This is a genomic window from Stenotrophomonas sp. 05N37 (assembly GCF_056397365.1).
Genome location: NZ_JBFTNG010000001.1, coordinates 1,051,566 through 1,068,764, shown reverse-complemented (window position 1 = coordinate 1,068,764; position 17,199 = coordinate 1,051,566). Strand labels below are relative to the sequence as shown.

Below are 17,199 nucleotides of genomic sequence, written 5' to 3'. Positions count from 1 at the left end.
AGTGCGATCCCCCCCGGTGCGTGCAGCGCGCCGGGGTGGATCGAAGTTATGTATTGAAGGTATCGGGCAATGCGTCGCCGCACCGGCGGCAATGCCGGGCATCCGGTTCGTGGCCTTCCAGCCCGCAGTGCGCGCAGCCACGGGCATCGCGGCGCGCGGCGAGGTCGGCGTCGCGCATGGTGCTGGCCAGCTCGGCGGTGTAGATGCCGGTGGGGACGGCGATGATGCTGTAGCCGATCAGGATCAGCACCGAGGTGACGAAGCGGCCGAGCACGGTCTGCGGCACGATGTCGCCGAAGCCGACCGTGGCCATGGTCACCACCGCCCAGTACATGCTGCTGGGGATGCTGGTGAAGCCGTGGTTGGGGCCTTCGATCACGTACATGAGGGTGCCGGCGATGATCGTGATGGTCACCACCGTGAACAGGAACAGCAGGATCTTGCGCCGGCTGCGCCACAGCGATTCCATCAGCACGCCGCTTTCTTCGATGTAGCGGGTCAGCTTGAGAATGCGGAACACGCGCAGGATGCGCAGCGCGCGGACCACCAGCAGGCTCTGTGCGCCGGGAATGAACAGGGACAGGTAGGTCGGCAGGATCGAGGCCAGGTCGATGATGCCCCAGATGCTGAATGCGTACCGCAGCGGGCGCCGGACCACCACCAGCCGCAGCAGGTACTCGGCGGTGAACAGCACCGTGAAGCCCCATTCCAGCACGTACAGCCAGCTGGCGTGGGCGATGTGGAAGCGCTGCACGCTGTCGAACATGACCACCAGCACGCTGGCGATGATGGCGTAGACCAGCAGCAGGTCGAAATTGCGCGATGGCCGGGTGTCGTGCCGGTAGATGATGTCGAACCAGGTCCGGCGCCAGCCGGTCTCGGTGGCGGGGTTGAGCTGGGGGGCGGTGAACGGTCGCATGGGCTGCATTGTGCCCCACCGGCCCAAAGCGCGAGAATGGGACTTTCCCGCACCCCCTGACCGCCATGACCGCCGCTGCCACCGATCCGCTGTTGTCCCTGTCGCATTACTACCTGCCGGTCTATAAACCGCGCCAGGTGGTGCTCGAACGCGGCCAGGGCTCGCGCGTCTGGGACACCCGGGGCCGCGAGTTCATCGACCTGGCCGCCGGCATCGCCGTGTGCGGGCTGGGCCATAACGACCCGGACCTGACCGCCGCGCTGGTCGAGCAGGCCGGCAAGCTCTGGCACACCAGCAACGTGTTCTACAGCGAGCCGCCGCTGCGCCTGGCCGAAGAACTGGTCACCTCCTCGCGTTTCGCCGAGCGGGTGTTCCTGTGCAACTCCGGCGCCGAAGCCAATGAAGTGGCGATCAAGCTGGTGCGCAAGTGGGCCTCCTCGCTGGGCCGCCCCGCCCATCAGCGGGTGATCGTGACCTTCCGTGGCAGCTTCCATGGCCGCACCCTGGCCGCGGTGACCGCCACCGCCCAGCCGAAGTACCAGGAAGGCTACGAGCCGTTGCCCGGTGGCTTCCGCTACGTCGATTTCAACGATGAGACGCAGCTGGAAACCGCGATGGCGGCCGGGGACGTGGCCGCGGTGATGCTGGAGCCGATCCAGGGCGAGGGCGGGGTGATGCCGGCCAAGCCGGGCTTCATGCAGCGCATCCGCGAACTGTGCGACCAGCACAACGCGCTGATGGTGCTCGATGAGATCCAGGCTGGCATGGGCCGCACCGGCACGCTGTTCGCGCACTGGCAGGACGGCATCAAGCCGGACATCGTCACCCTGGCCAAGGCCCTGGGCGGCGGTTTCCCGATCGGCGCGATGCTGGCCGGGCCGAAGGTGGCCGAGGTGATGCAGTTCGGTGCGCACGGCACCACCTTCGGCGGCAACCCCCTCGCGGCGGCCGTGGCGCGCGTGGCGCTGCGCAAGCTGTCTTCGCCGGAGATCGCGCACAACGTGAGCCGCCAGTCGCAGGCGCTGCGCGATGGCCTGGGCAGGATCAACGACGAGTTCAAGGTGTTCAGCCAGGTGCGCGGCCGCGGCCTGATGCTGGGTGCGGTGCTGGACCGGGATTTCGCCGGCCAGGCCGGTGCCATCCTCGACCATGCCGCCGAGCACGGTCTGTTGACCTTGCAGGCGGGTCCGGACGTACTGCGCTTCGTGCCCTCGTTGAACATCAGCGATGAAGAAATCGCCGAAGGCCTGAAGCGGCTGCACGCCGCGATTGCCGGGTTCATCGCGTCGCGGTAGCGCCGACCGAGGGTCGGCTGCTGTTGTCTTGGGGCGAACACAGCCGACCCACGGTCGGCTCTACGCCACGCCGTAGCGCTTGAACACCTTGCCGATACTGCGGCTGTCGCTCGCCGTCTCCGCCTGCAGTCCCGCCTGGCGCGCGCCGCGCACGTTGACGAACAGGTCATCGATGAACAGCGTGCGCTCGGCGCGCGTGCCAAGCAGCGTCACGGCCTGCACGAACACGGCCGGGTCCGGTTTGCGTCCACCGAGTGCACCGCTGCACAGGATGCGCCCGCTCAGGGCCTCGGCCAGGGTAGGGAGGATGCGCGGGATGGTCTGGGCCATGAGCGCGCCGTTGTTGGTCAGGATGGCGATCGGCAGATCACGCGCGATGCGTTCGACACGTTCGATCACCCCGTCCTGCGGCGATGACGCGGCAATGCGCGCGTCCTGCCATTGCGCGATGCTCACCGGGGTGCCCAATGCAGCGCCCAACTGCTGCAGGTACAGCGCGCTGTCCAGCCCGGCGTCATGCCGTTGCTCCAGGCCGCTGTCGAACAGCGCGGCCTGCACCTGTGCGGCGCTGCGGCGGGTGCTGGCGGCGAGGTGACGCACGCGCACGTGGCGCGCATGGCGCACCAGCACGCCATCAAAATCCAGCAGCAGGCAGTCCACGGCAACCGGCATCGGCAACGTTCGTCCAGGTCCAGTGCCGACCGTACCTTACTCCGGGTGCGCGCTGCGACATCGCGTCGCAGGTGGGCGGGCAAGCGGCTGTCTAGAATCTCCGGACTGAGTGTTGGAGATCGCCGTGAACCTGCTTGCCCCCGTACTGCTCGCCGGCCTGATGCTGGCCCCGGCTGCCCATGCCCGCGTGTGCGCGGTCACCATCGACAGCACCGACCAGATGAGCTTCAGCCAGAAGGAGATCAAGGTCGGCGCGGACTGCACGCAGGTGAAGCTGACCCTGCGCCACACCGGCAAACTGGCCGCCACCGCGATGGGCCACAACTGGGTGCTCGCCCGCAGCGCCGATTACCAGCCGGTGGCGATGGCGGGCATGCGCATGACCCTGGCCGACAGCTACCTGCCCAAGGCCGATGCACGGGTGCTGGCCCATACGGCGGTGATCGGCGGCGGCCAGAGCACCAGCGTCACCTTCGCCACGGCCAAGCTGGCCAAGGGCGGCGACTACACGTTCTTCTGCTCGTTCCCGGGCCACTTCGCGATGATGAAGGGCCGATTCGTTTTCGGCTGACGCGCAGCTGCCGTCGTGTGAATGCACGCAATGCCTGACCGAACGGCAGCCACGCATGGCGTGGCTCTACGATGGTCGGATTGCACGCGTAGAGCCACCCCATGGGTGGCTGAGGCAACCCGTCCGCGTAGAGCCACCCCATGGGTGGCTGCACGCAATGCCTGATCGAACGGCAGCTACGCGTGGCGTGGCTCTACGATGGTTGGATTGCACGTGTAGAGCCACCCCATGGGTGGCTGCACGCAATGCCTGATCGAACGGCAGCCACGCATGGCGTGGCTCTACGATGGCCGGATTGCACATGTAGAGCCACCCCATGGGTGGCTGCACGCAATGCCTGATCGAACAGCAGCCACGCATGGCGTGGCTCTACGATGGTCGGATTGCACATGTAGAGCCACCCCATGGGTGGCTGCACGTAATGCCTGATCGAACGGCAGCCACGCATGGCGTGGCTCTACGATGGTTGGATTGCACGCGTAGAGCCACCCCATGGGTGGCTGCACGCAATGCCTGATCGAACGGCAGCCACGCATGGCGTGGCTCTACGATGGTCGGATTGCACGTGTAGAGCCACCCCATGGGTGGCTGCGGCGAGCCATCCGCGTAGAGCCACCCCATGGGTGGCTGCACGCAGCGCCTGATCGCAGGGCCGCCACGCAGGGCGTGGCGCCACGCGCCCGCTCAGCCCTTGACGACCTTGAACGCCTCGCGCGCCGCAGCGATCGTCGCATCGATCACGCCGTCATCGTGCGCGCTGGACATGAAGCCGGCTTCGTACGCCGACGGTGCCAGGAACACCCCGCGCTCGAGCATCGCGTGGAAGAAGGTGTTGAATGCGCTGATGTCGCAGGAGGTGGCCTGGGCGTAGGTCTCCACCTTCTGGTCGGTGAAGAACAGGCCGAACATCGCGCCCACCTGGTTGGTGGTCACGGCCACGCCCGCCTCGGCGGCGGCTGCCTCCAGCCCCGCGCACAGGCGCGCGCTGGCCGCGCCCAAGCGGTCGTGGAAACCCGGTGCCTGCACCAGGTCCAGCATCGCCAGGCCGGCGGCCATCGCCACCGGATTGCCGCTGAGCGTGCCGGCCTGGTAGATCGGGCCGGACGGGGCGATCTGCTCCATCAGGTCCGCACGGCCACCGTAGGCGCCCACCGGCATGCCGCCGCCGATGATCTTGCCGAAGGTGGTCAGGTCCGGGGTAATGCCGTAGTGCGCCTGCGCACCGCCGAGGGCGACGCGGAACCCGGTCATCACCTCGTCGAAGATCAGCAGCGCACCGTACTGGGTGCAGAGTGCGCGCAGGTGCTGCAGGTAACCCTCGCGCGGCGGAATGCAGTTGGCGTTGCCGACCACCGGTTCGATGATCAGCCCGGCGATGTGCTCGCCCTGCTCGGCAAACAGCGCGGTGGCCGCGTCGACATCGTTGTAGGGCAGGGTGAGGGTGAGTTCGCTCAGGCCGGCCGGCACGCCCGGCGAGGTCGGCACGCCCAGGGTCAGCATGCCGCTGCCGGCCTTGACCAGGAACGAGTCGCCGTGGCCGTGATAGCAGCCTTCGAACTTCACGATGCGGCTGCGCCCGGTGGCCCCGCGCGCCAGACGGATCGCCGACAGCGTGGCCTCGGTACCGGAGTTGACCATGCGCACCATCTCGCACGACGGCACCAGGCGGGTGAGCGTTTCGGCCATGGTCACTTCGGCTTCGCAGGGGGCGCCGAAGGACAGGCCGTTGTTGATCGCGTGCTTCACCGCCTGGCGTACGGCCGGGTGGTTGTGGCCGACGATCATCGGGCCCCACGAACCGACATAGTCGATGTAGCGGTTGCCATCGACGTCGTACAGGTACGCGCCGTCGGCACGCTCGACGAAGAACGGCTCACCGCCGACCGACTTGAACGCGCGCACCGGCGAATTGACGCCGCCCGGCAGCAGCGTCCGGGCGCGGGTGAACAGGGCGTGGGACTGGTCGTGGTTCATGGGGTGTCCTGGGTATTACGGGAACTGGGCGAGGAAGGCGCGCTGGGTGGCGACCGGATCGGCGGCGGCGAACACGCTGCTGACCACGGCCACCAGATCGGCGCCGGCATCGATGATGGGACCGACATTGTCCGGGCTCAGCCCGCCGATCGCCACCCGCGGTACGCCGAGTGCGGCGCTTTGCCGCAGCAGGTCCGGCGTGGCGCGGCTGGTGGTGACCTTGGTGGTGGTGGGAAAGAACGCGCCGAAGGCCACGTAGCTGGCACCGGCGGCGACGGCACGCTCGGCGTTGGCCAACTGGTCGTAGCAGGACGCGCCGATGATGGCATCCGGCCCGAGCAGCGCCCGTGCGGCGCCGATGTCGCCATCGGTGCCGCCCAGGTGCACGCCGGCAGCGCCCACGGCCTGGGCCAGCAGGGGATCGTCGTTGATGATCAGCGGCACGCCGTGTTCGGCGCACAGCGCCTGCAGGGCGGTGGCCTGCGCCCGCTTCAGTGCGGCGTCGGCGCTCTTGTTGCGGTACTGCAGCCAGGTGGCGCCAGCGGCCAGCAGCGGCGCGGTGCGCGCCAGCAGGCGCGCGGTGTCGGCATCGTCCGGGGTGATCAGGTAAACGCCGCGTGCGCGGGGCGTGGAGGCTGAAGCTGGAGTCATCGGTGGCTACCGGTAGTACGACGGGAGTGGGACAATGGCCTTCGCCAGTTCTTGCCCAGCCGTGATTATCCAATGACCGATGCCACCGCCACCACCTTCCGCACCTGGATGTGCGTTGTCTGCGGGTTCCTGTACAGGGAAGAGGACGGCCTGCCCGAAGAAGGCATCGCGCCGGGCACGCGCTGGGAAGACATTCCCGAGACCTGGACCTGCCCGGACTGCGGCGTGACCAAGGACGATTTCGAGATGGTCGAGGTCGATTGAGGGCAGCGGCCTGGTTCCTTGGCCTGCGGGGGAAAGCAGCCGAGCATGGCTCGGCTCTACCCGGTCGCAGCCAATGTTGCCTTCCCCAGGTAGTGCCGAGCCATGCTCGGCAACCCGGCAACCCGGCAACCGACGTCCCTCAATGCAGGCGCGGTGCCCGCCCGCCGATCTCCACCAGCTTCTCGCGCACCCACTGGGCATCGCTGGCCTGGCCGTTGCGCTGCAGGTACAGGCCCAGATCGCGGTGGGCGCCGGCCTGGTAGTCCAGGTGCAGGTAGGCCAGGCCACGATCGCGCAGGGCGTCGTCCTGTTCCGGGGCCAGCTTGAGCAGGCGGTCGGCGCTGCGCGCGGCGCGGTCCCATTCACCGCGTTCGACGTAGACGCCATGCAGGTTGCGCAGCATCCGCATCAGGATCGCGCGCGCGGGCGCGGCGTCCAGGATCTGGGCCAGCACGTGGTCGTCCGGGGTTTCCCCGCCCAGGTGCGAGCGGGCGCGTTCGCGCAGTTCCTCCACGTCCAGCGGGCGCCCGCCATTGAAGGGGTCCATCACCAGCATGCCGTCATCCACCGGCAGCCGCACCAGGAAATGCCCGGGGAAGGACACCCCGTCCAGCGGGATGCCCAGTCGGCGCGCGACTTCCATCTGCACCAGCGCCAGTGAGATCGGGTTGCCGAGGCGGCGCTCGAACACCTGGTTGAGGTAACTGTTGCGCGGGTCGTAGTACTCGCCGTGGTCGCCGCCGTAGCCCAGTTCGTCGAACAGGTGGCGGTTGACCGCGGCGATCTTCAGCGGCCAGTGCTCGATGGTGTCCACTTCGGTGCGCAGGTGGTCGGCATGGCTCTGCAGCACCGCGTCGTAGACTTTCGGGTCCAGGTCCGGGTACTCGTCACGCGCGATCAGCAGCGCGGTGGGCAACAGCGGCAGCGCCTCGTCGTCCAGCTCGGCCAGCGAATCCCACGTCGGCAATGTGATCTGCCCCTGCATGGCGACAGACTGGCGTCAAACGCGGCCGGATTCAAGCGTCCCGGCGTGAAAGCGCCGGGCGCGCCTGTCGTCCACGCAGCGCGTGGATCTAGCGGTCGGAGATGCCCGGGCCGAAGGTGATCTGGGTCCCATCCTGCAGTCCCAGCTTTTCCGCCTGGCCGGCGTTGAGTTCGAGCACGTAACGTGCCGGGCCGCTGCTCGGGTAGGGCGGGCAACGATCGCCCGCCGAGCACGGCGGCACGTCGCGCTGCTGGCTGACCAGGCGGCGCTGGTCGTCGAAGTACAGGATGTCCAGCGCGATCTTGGTGTTCTTCATCCAGTACGCCTGCAGTTCTTCGCGCTCGTGCAGGAACAGCATGCCGTGGTCGGCCGGCATCTGGTCGCGGAACATCAGCCCGCGTGCGCGGCTGGCGTCATCCACGGCCAGCTCCACCTGGTAGCGGGCACCGCCCAGTTCCACCCAGTGGCGGGCGCCGCTGCTGGCGCAGCCGGTCAAGGTCATCAGGAGCAGCAGCGACAGCAGGCGGGTCAGCGACATCGGGTCTACCTCGAAGTTGGGGAAGCCGGCCATCGCGGGCCGGCCGCCGGATCAGAACACCTTGGGCGGCTGCCCACCGACGATCACCACGTCGGCCGGGCGCCGCGCGAACAGCCCCACGCAGACCACGCCGGGCAGCTGGTTGAGCTCGCGCTCGAGCTTGACCGGGTCGGTGATCTGCAGGTGGTGGATGTCCAGGATCGCGTTGCCGTTGTCGGTGACCACGCCTTCGCGCCACGCCGGCTGGCCGCCGGTCATGTCCATGATGCGGCGGGCGACCAGGCTGCGAGCCATCGGGATCACTTCCACCGGCAGCGGGAAACGCCCCAGCACCGGCACCTGCTTGCTCGGGTCGACGATGCAGACGAAGCGCTCGCTGGCTTCGGCGATGATCTTCTCGCGGGTCAGCGCGGCGCCACCGCCCTTGATCAGGCACTTGTTGCCGTCGCATTCGTCGGCCCCGTCCACGTACAGCGACAGGTTGCCGGTGTGGTTGAGCTCCATCACCTCGATGCCGTGCTCGCGCAGGCGCGCGGTGCTCTGCTCCGAGCTGGACACGGTGCCCTTGATACGGTGCTGGATGCGGGCCAGGCCATCGATGAAATAGGCAACGGTGGAGCCGGTGCCGACCCCGACGATCATGCCGTCTTCGACGTATTCCAGGGCTTTTTCGGCAGCCAGGCGCTTGGCTTCGGACATGGCGGGCAACTCTTGAGGGAAAGGGGGATCAGTGCTTTTCCAGCGACAGCAGCAGCTTCCACTGCGCTGCGGTCACCGGCAGGATCGAGAGGCGGTTGCCGCGCGCGGTCAGCGGGAAACCGTCACCCAGCGCATCGGCATGCAGCTTGATCTCGTCCAGCGAAATGGTGTCGCGCAGTTTGCGCTCGAAGGCCACGTCCACCAGCATCCAGCGCGGTTCTTCGCGGGTGGCCTTGGGGTCGTAGTAATCGGATTTCGGGTTGAACTGGGTGTCGTCCGGGTAGGCTTCGCTGGCAACCGTGGCCAGGCCCACGATGCCCGGCACCTTGGTGTTGGAGTGGTAGAACAGGACCCCATCGCCGACCTTCATGCCATCGCGCATGAAATTGCGCGCCTGGTAGTTGCGCACGCCGTTCCAGGGCTCGCGGCCCACGCGTTGCAGATCATCGATGGAAAAGGCGTCCGGTTCGGACTTCATCAGCCAGTAGCGCTTGCGTGCGGTCATCCGTCTTTCTATCGCGAAGGGTAGCGGCCAGCGGCCGATACGGGAACAAGGGTGGACGCGTCGGTGCAGATCGCATCCACCGCGACATCCCAGGGCTGTACCGGCAGGTCATCGACCTGCTGCACCGAGAAGCCGACCCCGACCAGCCACGGCGGGGCCGGGCGCTGGTGGCGGAATGCGAAGCTGCGATCATACCAGCCGCCCCCCATGCCCAGGCGTCGGCCCAGCGCATCGAACCCCACCAGCGGTGCGACCACCAACGCCATCTGTTCCGGGGCGAGGGTAGCCTCGGCGGCGACGTCGGGCTCGGGAATGCCATAGCGGTTGGCGCCCAGCGGCTGGCCAGGGCGCCACGGTGCAAAGCGCAGGGTGTCGCCGGCGAGGATCGGCAGGCAGTAGGTCAGCGACGGCGGCAGTTGCATCTGCCAGCGGTGCAGGGCGATCTCGCCATCCATCGCCCAGTACCCCGCAACGAAGCCTTCGGCCGGGGCGAACGGTAGCTGCAACAGGGCATCGGCCAGGTGCTCGGCCGCGGCCAGGCGCTGGGCGGCGGGGATGTCGCGGCGGCGTTGACGCAGATGCTGGCGCAGTGCGGAGCGCGGGTCGGTCATGCCTGGGTCCGGGGCGTGGTGCGGGCGCGGATAAAACAAGAGCGACGCCCCGGTGGGACGTCGCTCTTGCAGGAATACTGCATTCTCCGCGGTGACGATGCGTGCGAAACGACCTTGAACCCGGGGTTCAAGTGGGTACGCTGGGACTCCTTCGGGCTTCCCGCTACAAGGCGGACTTGCACTCCCGGCGCCGTCGCGCACCCGTGGTCGTAATTAAGGGACAAGGCGAATGTTTGCACACGCCGTCGTTCACAGCAGAGAACGCGTCGCCATTATAGCCAAGCACGCGCCGAGGGGGAGGCCGTTCGTCGGTCGAATTACACCTGAATTCAGATCGATGATGGCCATGCGATGGTCTTGTGCAATGGAACATCGCGTGGAACACCGCAGCGCCGCCGGTGGGTCGGCTTGCCCCTGCCAATGATCCCGGTAGAGCCGACCGTCGGGCGGCTGCTTACGCCCCGTCGATCGCCCGATCCAGCCGCCGGTTCAGATCGGCCAGGGTCTGCTGCAGGGCCACGGCCTGGCGGGCGTGTTCATCGCGCAGCTGCTGCAGTTCATGCGCCAGGTTGAGCGCGGCCAGCACGGCGACGCGGTCCACGGCGGCCATGCGGTTGCTGCCGCGAATCTCGCGCATCTTGGCGTCCAGCAGGCGCGCGGCAGCCGTGAGGATCTCGCGCTCTTCGGCGCCCACGCCCACGGTGTACTCGCGGTCGAGGATGCGGACACTGACCGGCTCGGTCTGGCTCATGTGTGCTGCTCCAGGGACTTGAGGCGGGTGATCATCGCTTCGACCCGGGAGCGGGCCTGCTCGTTCTTGGCCAACAGCTGCGAGCGCTCGGCCACCAGCTGTTCCTGCTGGTGGCGCAGGCTGCGGTTTTCCTCGGCCAGGCGCTGGTTGCGCTCCAGCAACGCCTCCACCCGGGCGGCGAAGGCCTGCAATTGGGTGATGGCGTCGGAAGGTTCCATGTTCGGCACGATAGGCAAGGGCGGTGGAGCCGGTCAAGCGAATAATGACGGGGCAGGCGGGCACCGCCGCCCGGGCGCCCGGCAGCGGCGACCGCGCCCCGGAGCGTACGGTCGGATTGCTACACTGTGAAGCTGCCAGAGCCCCGCCCGCGGTGGCCTTGGCGCCTTTTTCCGATCGAGCCCCAAGATGACCGAACTACCGAGTGTCAATGACGTGAACCTGGCCAGCCAGGCATTGGGCCTGGGCGCCAATGCCGCTGAACTGCACGGCGGCCTGTGCGGCTGGCTGTCCGCCGGCGGCGCGCCGGTGCGCGAATGGCCGGCCCGGGTGCTGGCCGATGACAACCTGCCGCTGCCGGCCGAGGGCGATGCGCTCTCGCAGCTGCTGCAGGCCAGCGTGGCCCAGCTGGAAGACCGCGATTTCGCCTTCGAACTGCTGCTGAGCGATGCCAATGACACCGCCGCGCAGGCCGATGCCCTGTTCACCTGGGCGCGTGCCTTCCTGGGCGGCTTCGGGCTGGGCTCGGGCGGGCGCCGACCGGCGCTGTCGGAGGAGGGCGAGGAAGCCCTGAACGACCTGGCCAAGCTGGCCCAGGCCTCCAGCGAGGATTTCGAGAGCGGCAACGACGATGATGAAGACGCGTTGGCCGAGATCGAGGAGTTCATCCGCGTGGCGGTGCTGTTGCTGCACGGCGACTGCGTGATGGCGGCGCGCCATCGGCAGCGCCTGAACTGAGATGGATATCCGGCAGCTGACCGGCATCTCCGCCGCCGAATACCGTCGTCGTCGCCAGCAGTTGATGGAGATGGCCGGCGACGATGCCATCCTGGTCCTGCCCGCCGCGTCCGAGCGGGTGCGCAGCCTGGATACGCATTACCCGTTCCGCCAGGATTCGGACTTCTGGTACCTGAGCGGCTTCCCGGAACCGGAGGCCGTGCTGGTGCTGATTCCGGGCCGACGCCACGGTGAGGTGATCCTGTTCTGCCGCGAGCGCGACCCCGACCGCGAAGCCTGGGATGGCGCGCGCGCCGGCCAGGAAGGGGCGGTGTCGCAGTACGGGATGGACGATGCGTATCCGATCGACGACCTGGACGACATCCTGCCCGGCCTGCTGGAAGGGCGCTCGCGGGTGTACTACCACTTCGGTCGCGATGCCGAGTTCGATCTCAAGCTGATCGGCTGGGTCAACCGGGTGCGCTCGCAGGTGCGCCACGGTGCGCAGCCACCGCACGAATTCCTCGAGCTGGGCCACCTGCTGCATGAGCAGCGGCTGTTCAAGTCCAGCGCGGAGATCGCGCTGATGCAGCGCGCCGCCGACATCAGCGTACAGGCGCATCGGGTGGCGATGCGGGTGGCCCGGCCCGGCATCCACGAGTACGAACTGCAGGCCGACCTGGAGCGCGAGTTCCGCGCCCACGATGCGTGCGCGGCCTATTCGAGCATCGTCGGTGCCGGTGCCAACGGCTGCATCCTGCACTACCGCGACAACGCGGCGCGCTCACGCGATGGCGACCTGGTGCTGATCGATGCCGGTGCCGAGTATCGCGGCTACGCCAGCGACATCACCCGGACCTTCCCGGTCAACGGCCGTTTCAGTGCCGAGCAGCGCGCGCTGCACGATCTGGTCGGCGCGGCGCAGGCGGCCGCACTGGCCGAAGCCAGGCCGGGCAATGCCTATGAGGCCGGGCATCTGGCTGCGGTGCAGACCCTGACCGAGGGCCTGCTGCGGTTGGGGCTGCTCAAGGGAACCCTGGAAGAGAACATTGCCGAGGGCCATTACCAGCGTTTCTACCGGCACAAGACCGGGCATTGGCTGGGCCTGGACGTGCATGACGTGGGCGATTACCGCCTGGCCGGCGACTCGCGCATGCTCGAGCCGGGCATGGTGTTCACCATCGAACCGGGCCTGTACGTTTCTGCGGACGATCGCAGCGTGGAGGCGCGCTGGCGCGGCATCGGCATCCGTACCGAAGACGACGTGCTGATCACCGACGACGGCCACCAGGTGCTGACCGCGGCATTGGCGCGCAGCGCCGATGAGATCGAAGCGGTGATGGCGGATCGCTGACGAGGGGCGCGGGTGTTGCGCGTAGCCACCCATGGGGTGGCTCTACGGGTTGGGTGTTGCGTGCAGCCACCCATGGGGTGGCTCTACGGGTTGGGTGTTGCGTGCAGCCACCCATGGGGTGGCTCTACGGGTTGGGTGTTGCGTGCAGCCACCCATGGGGTGGCTCTACGGGTTGGGTGTGCGTGCAGCCACCCATGGGGTGGCTCTAGGCGCCGCCCCGCTTCAATCGGCGGCTGCGAAAGCCGGGCGGGTCAGGTTGTCCGCGTCGGCCTCGGTGCACAGCACTTCGTCCTCGATGCGGATGCCCCCATACGGGCGGAAGAAATCGACCCGTGCCCAGTCGATGCTGTCGCCATGGCCGGCCTGCTTCACTTCGTCCAGCAGCATGTCGATGAAGTACACGCCCGGCTCGATGGTGACCACCATGCCCGGCTCCAGCACGCGGGTCAGGCGCAGGTAGGGGTGGCCCTGCGGGCGCTCGATGCGACCGCCGCGGTCGCTGGCGGCGAAGCCGGCCACGTCGTGTACCTGCAGGCCGATCAGGTGGCCCAGGCCATGCGGGAAGAAGGCCGCGCTGACGCCGGTGGCCAGGGCCGCTTCCGGCGACACTTTGAGCACGCCGAAGTCCTTCAGGATGCCCATCAGCGACAGGTGCGCGTCCACGTGCAGCTGCTTGTAATCGACGCCGGCGCGCACACCGGCGGCCATCTGCTGCTGGGCCGCGTCGACCGCGTCGATCATCGCCTGGAATTCGTCGTGGCCACTGGCCGCGTAGGTGCGGGTGATGTCGCTGGCGTAGCCGTGCGCGCTGGCGCCGGCATCGATCAGGAAGCTGCGCAGCGGGGACGGCGCGCTGCGGCCCAGGTCGGTGTAATGCAGGACCGCGGCATGTTCATTGAGGCCGATGATGTTGCCGTACGGCAGTTCATTGGCGTCCTGGCCGACGGCACTGCAGTAGGCCATGTGGATGTCGAACTCGCTGGCGCCGGCGCGGAAGGCGGTCTCGGCGGCACGGTGGCCACGCACGCCCAGGCGCTGGGCCTGGCGCATCAGCGCGATCTCGTAAGGCGTCTTGTAGCCGCGCTGCCAGTCCAGGTAGTGCAGCACCGGCTCGGGATTGTTCGGCGCGAAAGCGCCCAGCGTGCTCTGCGGTTCGCCCAGGATCGCGCAGCGCGCCGGGTCCTTGGGAAGCAGTGCCAGCGCCTGCTCGGCGCTGCGGATGATGTGGATGTCGACGTGCTCCACCCACCAGCCGTTGGGCGCATCCGGCACCACGTGCCAGTAGTCGAACGGTTGGAAGAAGATCAGCGCCGGGCGCTGGCCGGGGGTGTAGACCAGCCAGCTGTTGGGCAGCTTGGTCAGCGGCAGCCAGGCCTTGAAGTTCGGGTTGACCGCATACGGGTAATCGCGGTCATCGAACACCTGGTAATGCTGGGTGCCGCTGGGAATCACCAGATGGTCGAAACCGCCGCGCGCCAGCGCTTCGTCGGCGCGCTGGCGAAGCACGCTGACGTGATGGGAATACAGGGCGCCGAGGTCTGGCTGGTTCATCGCGGGGGCTCGTTCGACAGTGCGGAGTGCAGCCCCTGATTCTGCCGCAATCGCGGGCGTCGCGCTGTGCCGGAACCGGCACTCAGACCGCCGAAGTTTCCTGTGCGATCCAGTCCCGCAGGCGTTCGCGATGGTCGCGGCTGAGGGTGAGGAAACGGAAGCCCACCCAGGCCTGGCCGGGGGCGTGGGTCTGTTCGCTCCACAGCAGGTGCGCGCCCACGTCCAGCGCCAGCGGTTGGCCCTGCGGACCGGGGATGGCGAACTGCAACTGGTACAGCGCGTCCTCGTGCATCGGGACCGAGGCCAGCATCAGCATGCCGGTCTCGGACACATTGCCCAGGCGCCCGATTACGGCCTCGGCCAGCATGTCGGTGACGGGGACCAGTTCGGCGACCTGGCGGCGCGGCGCCCGGCGGGTATCGGTATCGGTGCTCACTGCGCGCTCTCCACGGTGGGGGCGTTGCCGGCCAGCGAACGCAGCGTGCGCAGCGTGGCCTGCCAGGCCCGGTCGATCAGGCGGCTCTTGTCTTCGCTGACGAGCCGGACCTGGCCATGCGCCATCAGCCTGGCCAGCGCGTCCAGCGAATGTTCGCCGACCTTCTGCCCGCGCGGATTGACGAACAACGCGTTGTCGGTGACCAGGCTGTACCAGGACAGGCGCTGGCGGCGCAGGTCGCCCTGCTGGTTGGTGGTGAACTCGAACCAGGTGCCGAACGGCAGCGTACGCAGCTGCCGGTAGCAGTCTTCTTCGGCCATGTTGCGCGCCAGCGGCGCGACCTTCCGCGCTTCGTTGCCTTCGGCCTGCTCACCCAGCCGGGTGCGCGCGCGGATCCGTGCCGTCAATTCGGTGCGCGAACTGCTGTCGTCCTCGCCGCCGGGGGTGGACAGCCGGCGAGCGATCGCCGCCGCCTCGTCCTGGTGGTAGCCGACCTGGGTCAGCGCGGTTTCCACCTGGCTGCCCAGTTCGGCGTCGCTGGGCGCGCTGCCCGGCGCCTGGCAGGTGACGTCGGCGATGCGTGCGGTTTCCTGCTCGCGCTGCTGCCATTGCTCGGAATCGTCGCCGTGGCGCAGCAGGGTCAGGGTCAACACGTCCGACCAGGCCTGCTTGAGCAGCGACTGCACGAAGCGCGGCGGCTCGGCGCGGGCGCACAGGTGCTCGATGCTGGCCCCGGCCTGTTGCTTGGCGGCCTCCAGGCGTTCCTTGCCGCGCGCGGCCTCCACGTGGCGCCGCTCGGCCAGCTCGGCCTTGTGCGCCAAGGCGCGGAAATGCTGCTGGACATCCTCGTTGGCGGTTTCAAACACCGCTGCGTCGCCCTGGTAGTCGCTGACCACCTGGTCGACCGCGCGGCCCAGCTTCTGCACCAGTTGCGGGTCGACGTCTTCCTCGCCCAGCCAGTTGGCGCCCGCCTCGGCCACGGCATTGAGCAGCTCGCGTGCCGGGTGCTGGTCGCGCACGAAGAAGGCCGGGTCGGACAGGGCCGCGCGGGCCACCGGCACCTGCAGCCGTGCCAGCAGGTCGGCGGCCACGGCGTCCGGGCGGACCTCGCGCTGGATCTGCCCGTACAGCATGTCCAGCAGGTCGAAGGTGTCGTTGTCCTTGACCGTCAGCGCGGCCTGCGGGCCATGGTCGGCGCGCATCTGGGCCAGCAGCGCGTTGTGCAGGTCAGCCATGCTGCGCCGCGCGCCGCCGCTGCCCACGCTCTGCGCCTGCAGCTTGGCCAGGGTGGCATGCACTGCCTCGCTGGCCACGGCGACCGGCGGCGGGCCCGGGGCGGGCGCGGGGGCGCTGGATGGGCCGGGGGCAGGCGCGGTCGCGCCGATCTCGGCCGGACCGCCGGCCGCCGTCTGGCCAGCGACGCCGGGCGTGCCGCCGGCACTGGCGTGACGGGCGGCATCCAGCAACTGGTGGAGTGCGGACATGGCCGGCGCGGACAGGTCCTGGGCAGCGGCGCCCACGGCGTCCGCGCCGGACGAAGGGGATGCGGTCGCCGCTGCGGCCACCGGCTCGGCGGCGGCCGGCCGCAGTGACGCAGGCAGGTCGCCCATCGCTTCACTGGTCATGGCCGCCCAACTGCCGCTTTGGGCCGAGCCGCTCCAGCCGGTCAGCGGGCGGGTCACCTTGCCGCCTTCACGCGGGGTGGCCGTGCGCTCGGGGCCGGTGACGATCCGGCGGGTGGTGGCCGAGCGCGCCAGGTACGGGGTGTAGACCAGCCCGGGCAGGATGCCTTCGTGGCCGAGCAGGATGTTGGCGCGCTCCAGCAGCTCGCCCAGGCGCTCGATCAACTGGCGGTCGAACACGCGGTAAAGCGCGAGTTGGGTTTCCAGCCCTAGCTCGAACTGCTCGCCGAGGCCGCGCACGATCCGGCACAGCACCTGCGGACCGAACGGCATGTCCTCGACGTCGAATTCGGGCCCGGCGGCGAGCACGCCGAAGCGCTGCCCCAGCAGCTGCAGCGCGCTGGCAGAGCGCTGCGATTCGCGGCGGATGATGTCCACCAGCACGATGTCGCGATCGATGTCGGTGTCTGCCACCAGGGTGAGGGTGGTCGCCGACATCGCGGCAGGGGAGACGGCCGGCACGTGGCGCACGCGTGGCTGGCGCAGGTTGGCCAGGGTCTCGGCAAGTTCCTCCAGGAAGCGCGGCGCGAACTGGGCGTTGATCTCGTGCAGGCGCCGGCTCTGGGCGTAGATGTCGGCCTGGATCTGGCTGTTGCGCGCCCGTTCGGCGTCGCGGAACAGCTCGCGTTCCAGTTCCACGATGGTCAGCTTGAGCGGGTTGGCCAGGGTCTGCGCCGCCAGCGCATGCAGGGCTGCCAGCAGCCGGCGCACGCGCGGCGGTGCGGCCACGTGGGCGAAACGGGCCGGATCGGCGTGGGACGATGAAGGTGCGGACGCAGACATCCGTTGTAGTTCCAGCTCCCCTGAG

The 17,199-nt window shown here is 68.6% G+C and carries 19 protein-coding genes and 1 other RNA gene; 5 read left to right on the top strand and 15 right to left on the bottom strand.

Annotation, left to right across the window (positions count from 1 at the left end; genetic code table 11):
• Nucleotides 1–46: 46 nt before the first annotated feature.
• Entirely contained in the window at nucleotides 47–919 is an 873-nt protein-coding gene (locus AC1DGC_RS04670; RefSeq protein WP_259207500.1) for an ion transporter, read from the bottom strand.
• A 65-nt stretch (nucleotides 920–984) separates the two neighbouring features.
• On the opposite strand from AC1DGC_RS04670, the gene AC1DGC_RS04665 reads away from it, so the two are divergent.
• Entirely contained in the window at nucleotides 985–2,214 is a 1,230-nt protein-coding gene (locus tag AC1DGC_RS04665) for an acetylornithine transaminase (RefSeq protein WP_478047308.1), read from the top strand.
• Nucleotides 2,215–2,274: 60 nt separating this feature from the next.
• Here the strand turns inward: AC1DGC_RS04665 and AC1DGC_RS04660 are convergent, their stop codons facing one another.
• A complete protein-coding gene (locus tag AC1DGC_RS04660) occupies nucleotides 2,275–2,886 on the bottom strand; it encodes an HAD-IA family hydrolase (RefSeq protein ID WP_478047307.1) in 612 nt (203 codons plus the stop codon).
• A 160-nt stretch (nucleotides 2,887–3,046) separates the two neighbouring features.
• On the opposite strand from AC1DGC_RS04660, the gene azu reads away from it, so the two are divergent.
• Nucleotides 3,047–3,457 (top strand): azurin, encoded by a 411-nt coding sequence (azu, locus tag AC1DGC_RS04655; protein ID WP_478047477.1) that lies wholly within the window; start codon nucleotides 3,047–3,049, stop codon nucleotides 3,455–3,457.
• A 684-nt stretch (nucleotides 3,458–4,141) separates the two neighbouring features.
• Here azu and hemL read toward each other — a convergent pair.
• Nucleotides 4,142–5,431, bottom strand: coding sequence for a glutamate-1-semialdehyde 2,1-aminomutase (gene hemL / locus AC1DGC_RS04650; RefSeq protein ID WP_478047306.1), 1,290 nt, complete (start codon nucleotides 5,429–5,431; stop codon nucleotides 4,142–4,144).
• 15 nt (nucleotides 5,432–5,446) lie between these two features.
• Nucleotides 5,447–6,082 (bottom strand): thiamine phosphate synthase, encoded by a 636-nt coding sequence (thiE, locus tag AC1DGC_RS04645; protein ID WP_449336481.1) that lies wholly within the window; start codon nucleotides 6,080–6,082, stop codon nucleotides 5,447–5,449.
• A 72-nt stretch (nucleotides 6,083–6,154) separates the two neighbouring features.
• On the opposite strand from thiE, the gene AC1DGC_RS04640 reads away from it, so the two are divergent.
• Nucleotides 6,155–6,346, top strand: coding sequence for a rubredoxin (locus AC1DGC_RS04640; RefSeq protein WP_088432661.1), 192 nt, complete (start codon nucleotides 6,155–6,157; stop codon nucleotides 6,344–6,346).
• 139 nt (nucleotides 6,347–6,485) lie between these two features.
• Here AC1DGC_RS04640 and AC1DGC_RS04635 read toward each other — a convergent pair whose 3' ends face one another.
• The 8 genes from AC1DGC_RS04635 to AC1DGC_RS04600 all read right to left on the bottom strand — a co-directional run bounded on the left by AC1DGC_RS04635 (nucleotide 6,486) and on the right by AC1DGC_RS04600 (nucleotide 10,653).
• Nucleotides 6,486–7,331 (bottom strand): SirB1 family protein, encoded by an 846-nt coding sequence (locus AC1DGC_RS04635; protein ID WP_259207482.1) that lies wholly within the window; start codon nucleotides 7,329–7,331, stop codon nucleotides 6,486–6,488.
• 88 nt (nucleotides 7,332–7,419) lie between these two features.
• Nucleotides 7,420–7,869: a DUF192 domain-containing protein gene (locus AC1DGC_RS04630; RefSeq protein WP_259207800.1), complete on the bottom strand. Its 450-nt coding sequence runs from the start codon at nucleotides 7,867–7,869 to the stop codon at nucleotides 7,420–7,422.
• Between the two features lie 51 nt (nucleotides 7,870–7,920).
• Nucleotides 7,921–8,568, bottom strand: coding sequence for a ribose-5-phosphate isomerase RpiA (rpiA, locus tag AC1DGC_RS04625; RefSeq protein WP_259207480.1), 648 nt, complete (start codon nucleotides 8,566–8,568; stop codon nucleotides 7,921–7,923).
• 28 nt (nucleotides 8,569–8,596) lie between these two features.
• Nucleotides 8,597–9,073: an EVE domain-containing protein gene (locus AC1DGC_RS04620; RefSeq protein ID WP_259207477.1), complete on the bottom strand. Its 477-nt coding sequence runs from the start codon at nucleotides 9,071–9,073 to the stop codon at nucleotides 8,597–8,599.
• An 8-nt stretch (nucleotides 9,074–9,081) separates the two neighbouring features.
• On the bottom strand, nucleotides 9,082–9,684 hold the full coding sequence (locus AC1DGC_RS04615) for a 5-formyltetrahydrofolate cyclo-ligase (RefSeq protein ID WP_478047305.1): 603 nt from the start codon (nucleotides 9,682–9,684) through the stop codon (nucleotides 9,082–9,084).
• Between the two features lie 79 nt (nucleotides 9,685–9,763).
• A non-coding RNA gene (ssrS, locus tag AC1DGC_RS04610) (6S RNA) lies at nucleotides 9,764–9,948 on the bottom strand.
• Between the two features lie 190 nt (nucleotides 9,949–10,138).
• Nucleotides 10,139–10,435, bottom strand: a complete 297-nt coding sequence (locus AC1DGC_RS04605) for a cell division protein ZapA (RefSeq protein ID WP_259207475.1) — start codon at nucleotides 10,433–10,435, stop codon at nucleotides 10,139–10,141.
• On the bottom strand, nucleotides 10,432–10,653 hold the full coding sequence (locus tag AC1DGC_RS04600; RefSeq protein WP_038686482.1) for a TIGR02449 family protein: 222 nt from the start codon (nucleotides 10,651–10,653) through the stop codon (nucleotides 10,432–10,434). The genes AC1DGC_RS04605 and AC1DGC_RS04600 overlap by 4 nt, the downstream gene beginning before the upstream one ends.
• Nucleotides 10,654–10,840: 187 nt before the next feature.
• Here AC1DGC_RS04600 and AC1DGC_RS04595 point away from each other — a divergent pair, with 187 nt between their 5' ends.
• Together AC1DGC_RS04595 and AC1DGC_RS04590 are read left to right on the top strand one after the other, a co-directional pair.
• Nucleotides 10,841–11,389 (top strand): UPF0149 family protein, encoded by a 549-nt coding sequence (locus AC1DGC_RS04595; protein ID WP_259207474.1) that lies wholly within the window; start codon nucleotides 10,841–10,843, stop codon nucleotides 11,387–11,389.
• 7 nt (nucleotides 11,390–11,396) lie between these two features.
• A complete protein-coding gene (locus AC1DGC_RS04590; RefSeq protein WP_259207799.1) occupies nucleotides 11,397–12,722 on the top strand; it encodes an aminopeptidase P N-terminal domain-containing protein in 1,326 nt (441 codons plus the stop codon).
• Between the two features lie 222 nt (nucleotides 12,723–12,944).
• Here the strand turns inward: AC1DGC_RS04590 and pepQ are convergent, their stop codons facing one another.
• From pepQ to AC1DGC_RS04575, 3 genes are all read right to left on the bottom strand, one after another.
• A complete protein-coding gene (pepQ, locus tag AC1DGC_RS04585; RefSeq protein WP_449336476.1) occupies nucleotides 12,945–14,273 on the bottom strand; it encodes a Xaa-Pro dipeptidase in 1,329 nt (442 codons plus the stop codon).
• An 82-nt stretch (nucleotides 14,274–14,355) separates the two neighbouring features.
• Complete coding sequence (locus tag AC1DGC_RS04580) at nucleotides 14,356–14,709, bottom strand: PilZ domain-containing protein (protein WP_259207472.1); 354 nt, start codon at nucleotides 14,707–14,709, stop codon at nucleotides 14,356–14,358.
• Nucleotides 14,706–17,174 (bottom strand): DUF1631 domain-containing protein, encoded by a 2,469-nt coding sequence (locus AC1DGC_RS04575; protein WP_478047304.1) that lies wholly within the window; start codon nucleotides 17,172–17,174, stop codon nucleotides 14,706–14,708. Before AC1DGC_RS04575 ends, AC1DGC_RS04580 begins: the two co-directional genes overlap by 4 nt.
• Nucleotides 17,175–17,199 lie beyond the last annotated feature (25 nt).

Coding starts and splice junctions, on each gene's coding strand:
- azu (WP_478047477.1), top strand. CDS start 3,047: ATGCTGGCCCCGGCTGCCCATGCCCGCGTGTGCGCGGTCACCATCGAC.
- AC1DGC_RS04660 (WP_478047307.1), bottom strand. CDS start 2,886: ATGCCGGTTGCCGTGGACTGCCTGCTGCTGGATTTTGATGGCGTGCTG.
- pepQ (WP_449336476.1), bottom strand. CDS start 14,273: ATGAACCAGCCAGACCTCGGCGCCCTGTATTCCCATCACGTCAGCGTG.
- AC1DGC_RS04635 (WP_259207482.1), bottom strand. CDS start 7,331: ATGCAGGGGCAGATCACATTGCCGACGTGGGATTCGCTGGCCGAGCTG.
- thiE (WP_449336481.1), bottom strand. CDS start 6,082: ATGACTCCAGCTTCAGCCTCCACGCCCCGCGCACGCGGCGTTTACCTG.
- rpiA (WP_259207480.1), bottom strand. CDS start 8,568: ATGTCCGAAGCCAAGCGCCTGGCTGCCGAAAAAGCCCTGGAATACGTC.
- AC1DGC_RS04630 (WP_259207800.1), bottom strand. CDS start 7,869: ATGTCGCTGACCCGCCTGCTGTCGCTGCTGCTCCTGATGACCTTGACC.
- AC1DGC_RS04670 (WP_259207500.1), bottom strand. CDS start 919: ATGCGACCGTTCACCGCCCCCCAGCTCAACCCCGCCACCGAGACCGGC.
- AC1DGC_RS04595 (WP_259207474.1), top strand. CDS start 10,841: ATGACCGAACTACCGAGTGTCAATGACGTGAACCTGGCCAGCCAGGCA.
- hemL (WP_478047306.1), bottom strand. CDS start 5,431: ATGAACCACGACCAGTCCCACGCCCTGTTCACCCGCGCCCGGACGCTG.
- AC1DGC_RS04600 (WP_038686482.1), bottom strand. CDS start 10,653: ATGGAACCTTCCGACGCCATCACCCAATTGCAGGCCTTCGCCGCCCGG.
- AC1DGC_RS04615 (WP_478047305.1), bottom strand. CDS start 9,684: ATGACCGACCCGCGCTCCGCACTGCGCCAGCATCTGCGTCAACGCCGC.
- AC1DGC_RS04575 (WP_478047304.1), bottom strand. CDS start 17,174: ATGTCTGCGTCCGCACCTTCATCGTCCCACGCCGATCCGGCCCGTTTC.
- AC1DGC_RS04620 (WP_259207477.1), bottom strand. CDS start 9,073: ATGACCGCACGCAAGCGCTACTGGCTGATGAAGTCCGAACCGGACGCC.
- AC1DGC_RS04665 (WP_478047308.1), top strand. CDS start 985: ATGACCGCCGCTGCCACCGATCCGCTGTTGTCCCTGTCGCATTACTAC.
- AC1DGC_RS04605 (WP_259207475.1), bottom strand. CDS start 10,435: ATGAGCCAGACCGAGCCGGTCAGTGTCCGCATCCTCGACCGCGAGTAC.
- AC1DGC_RS04640 (WP_088432661.1), top strand. CDS start 6,155: ATGACCGATGCCACCGCCACCACCTTCCGCACCTGGATGTGCGTTGTC.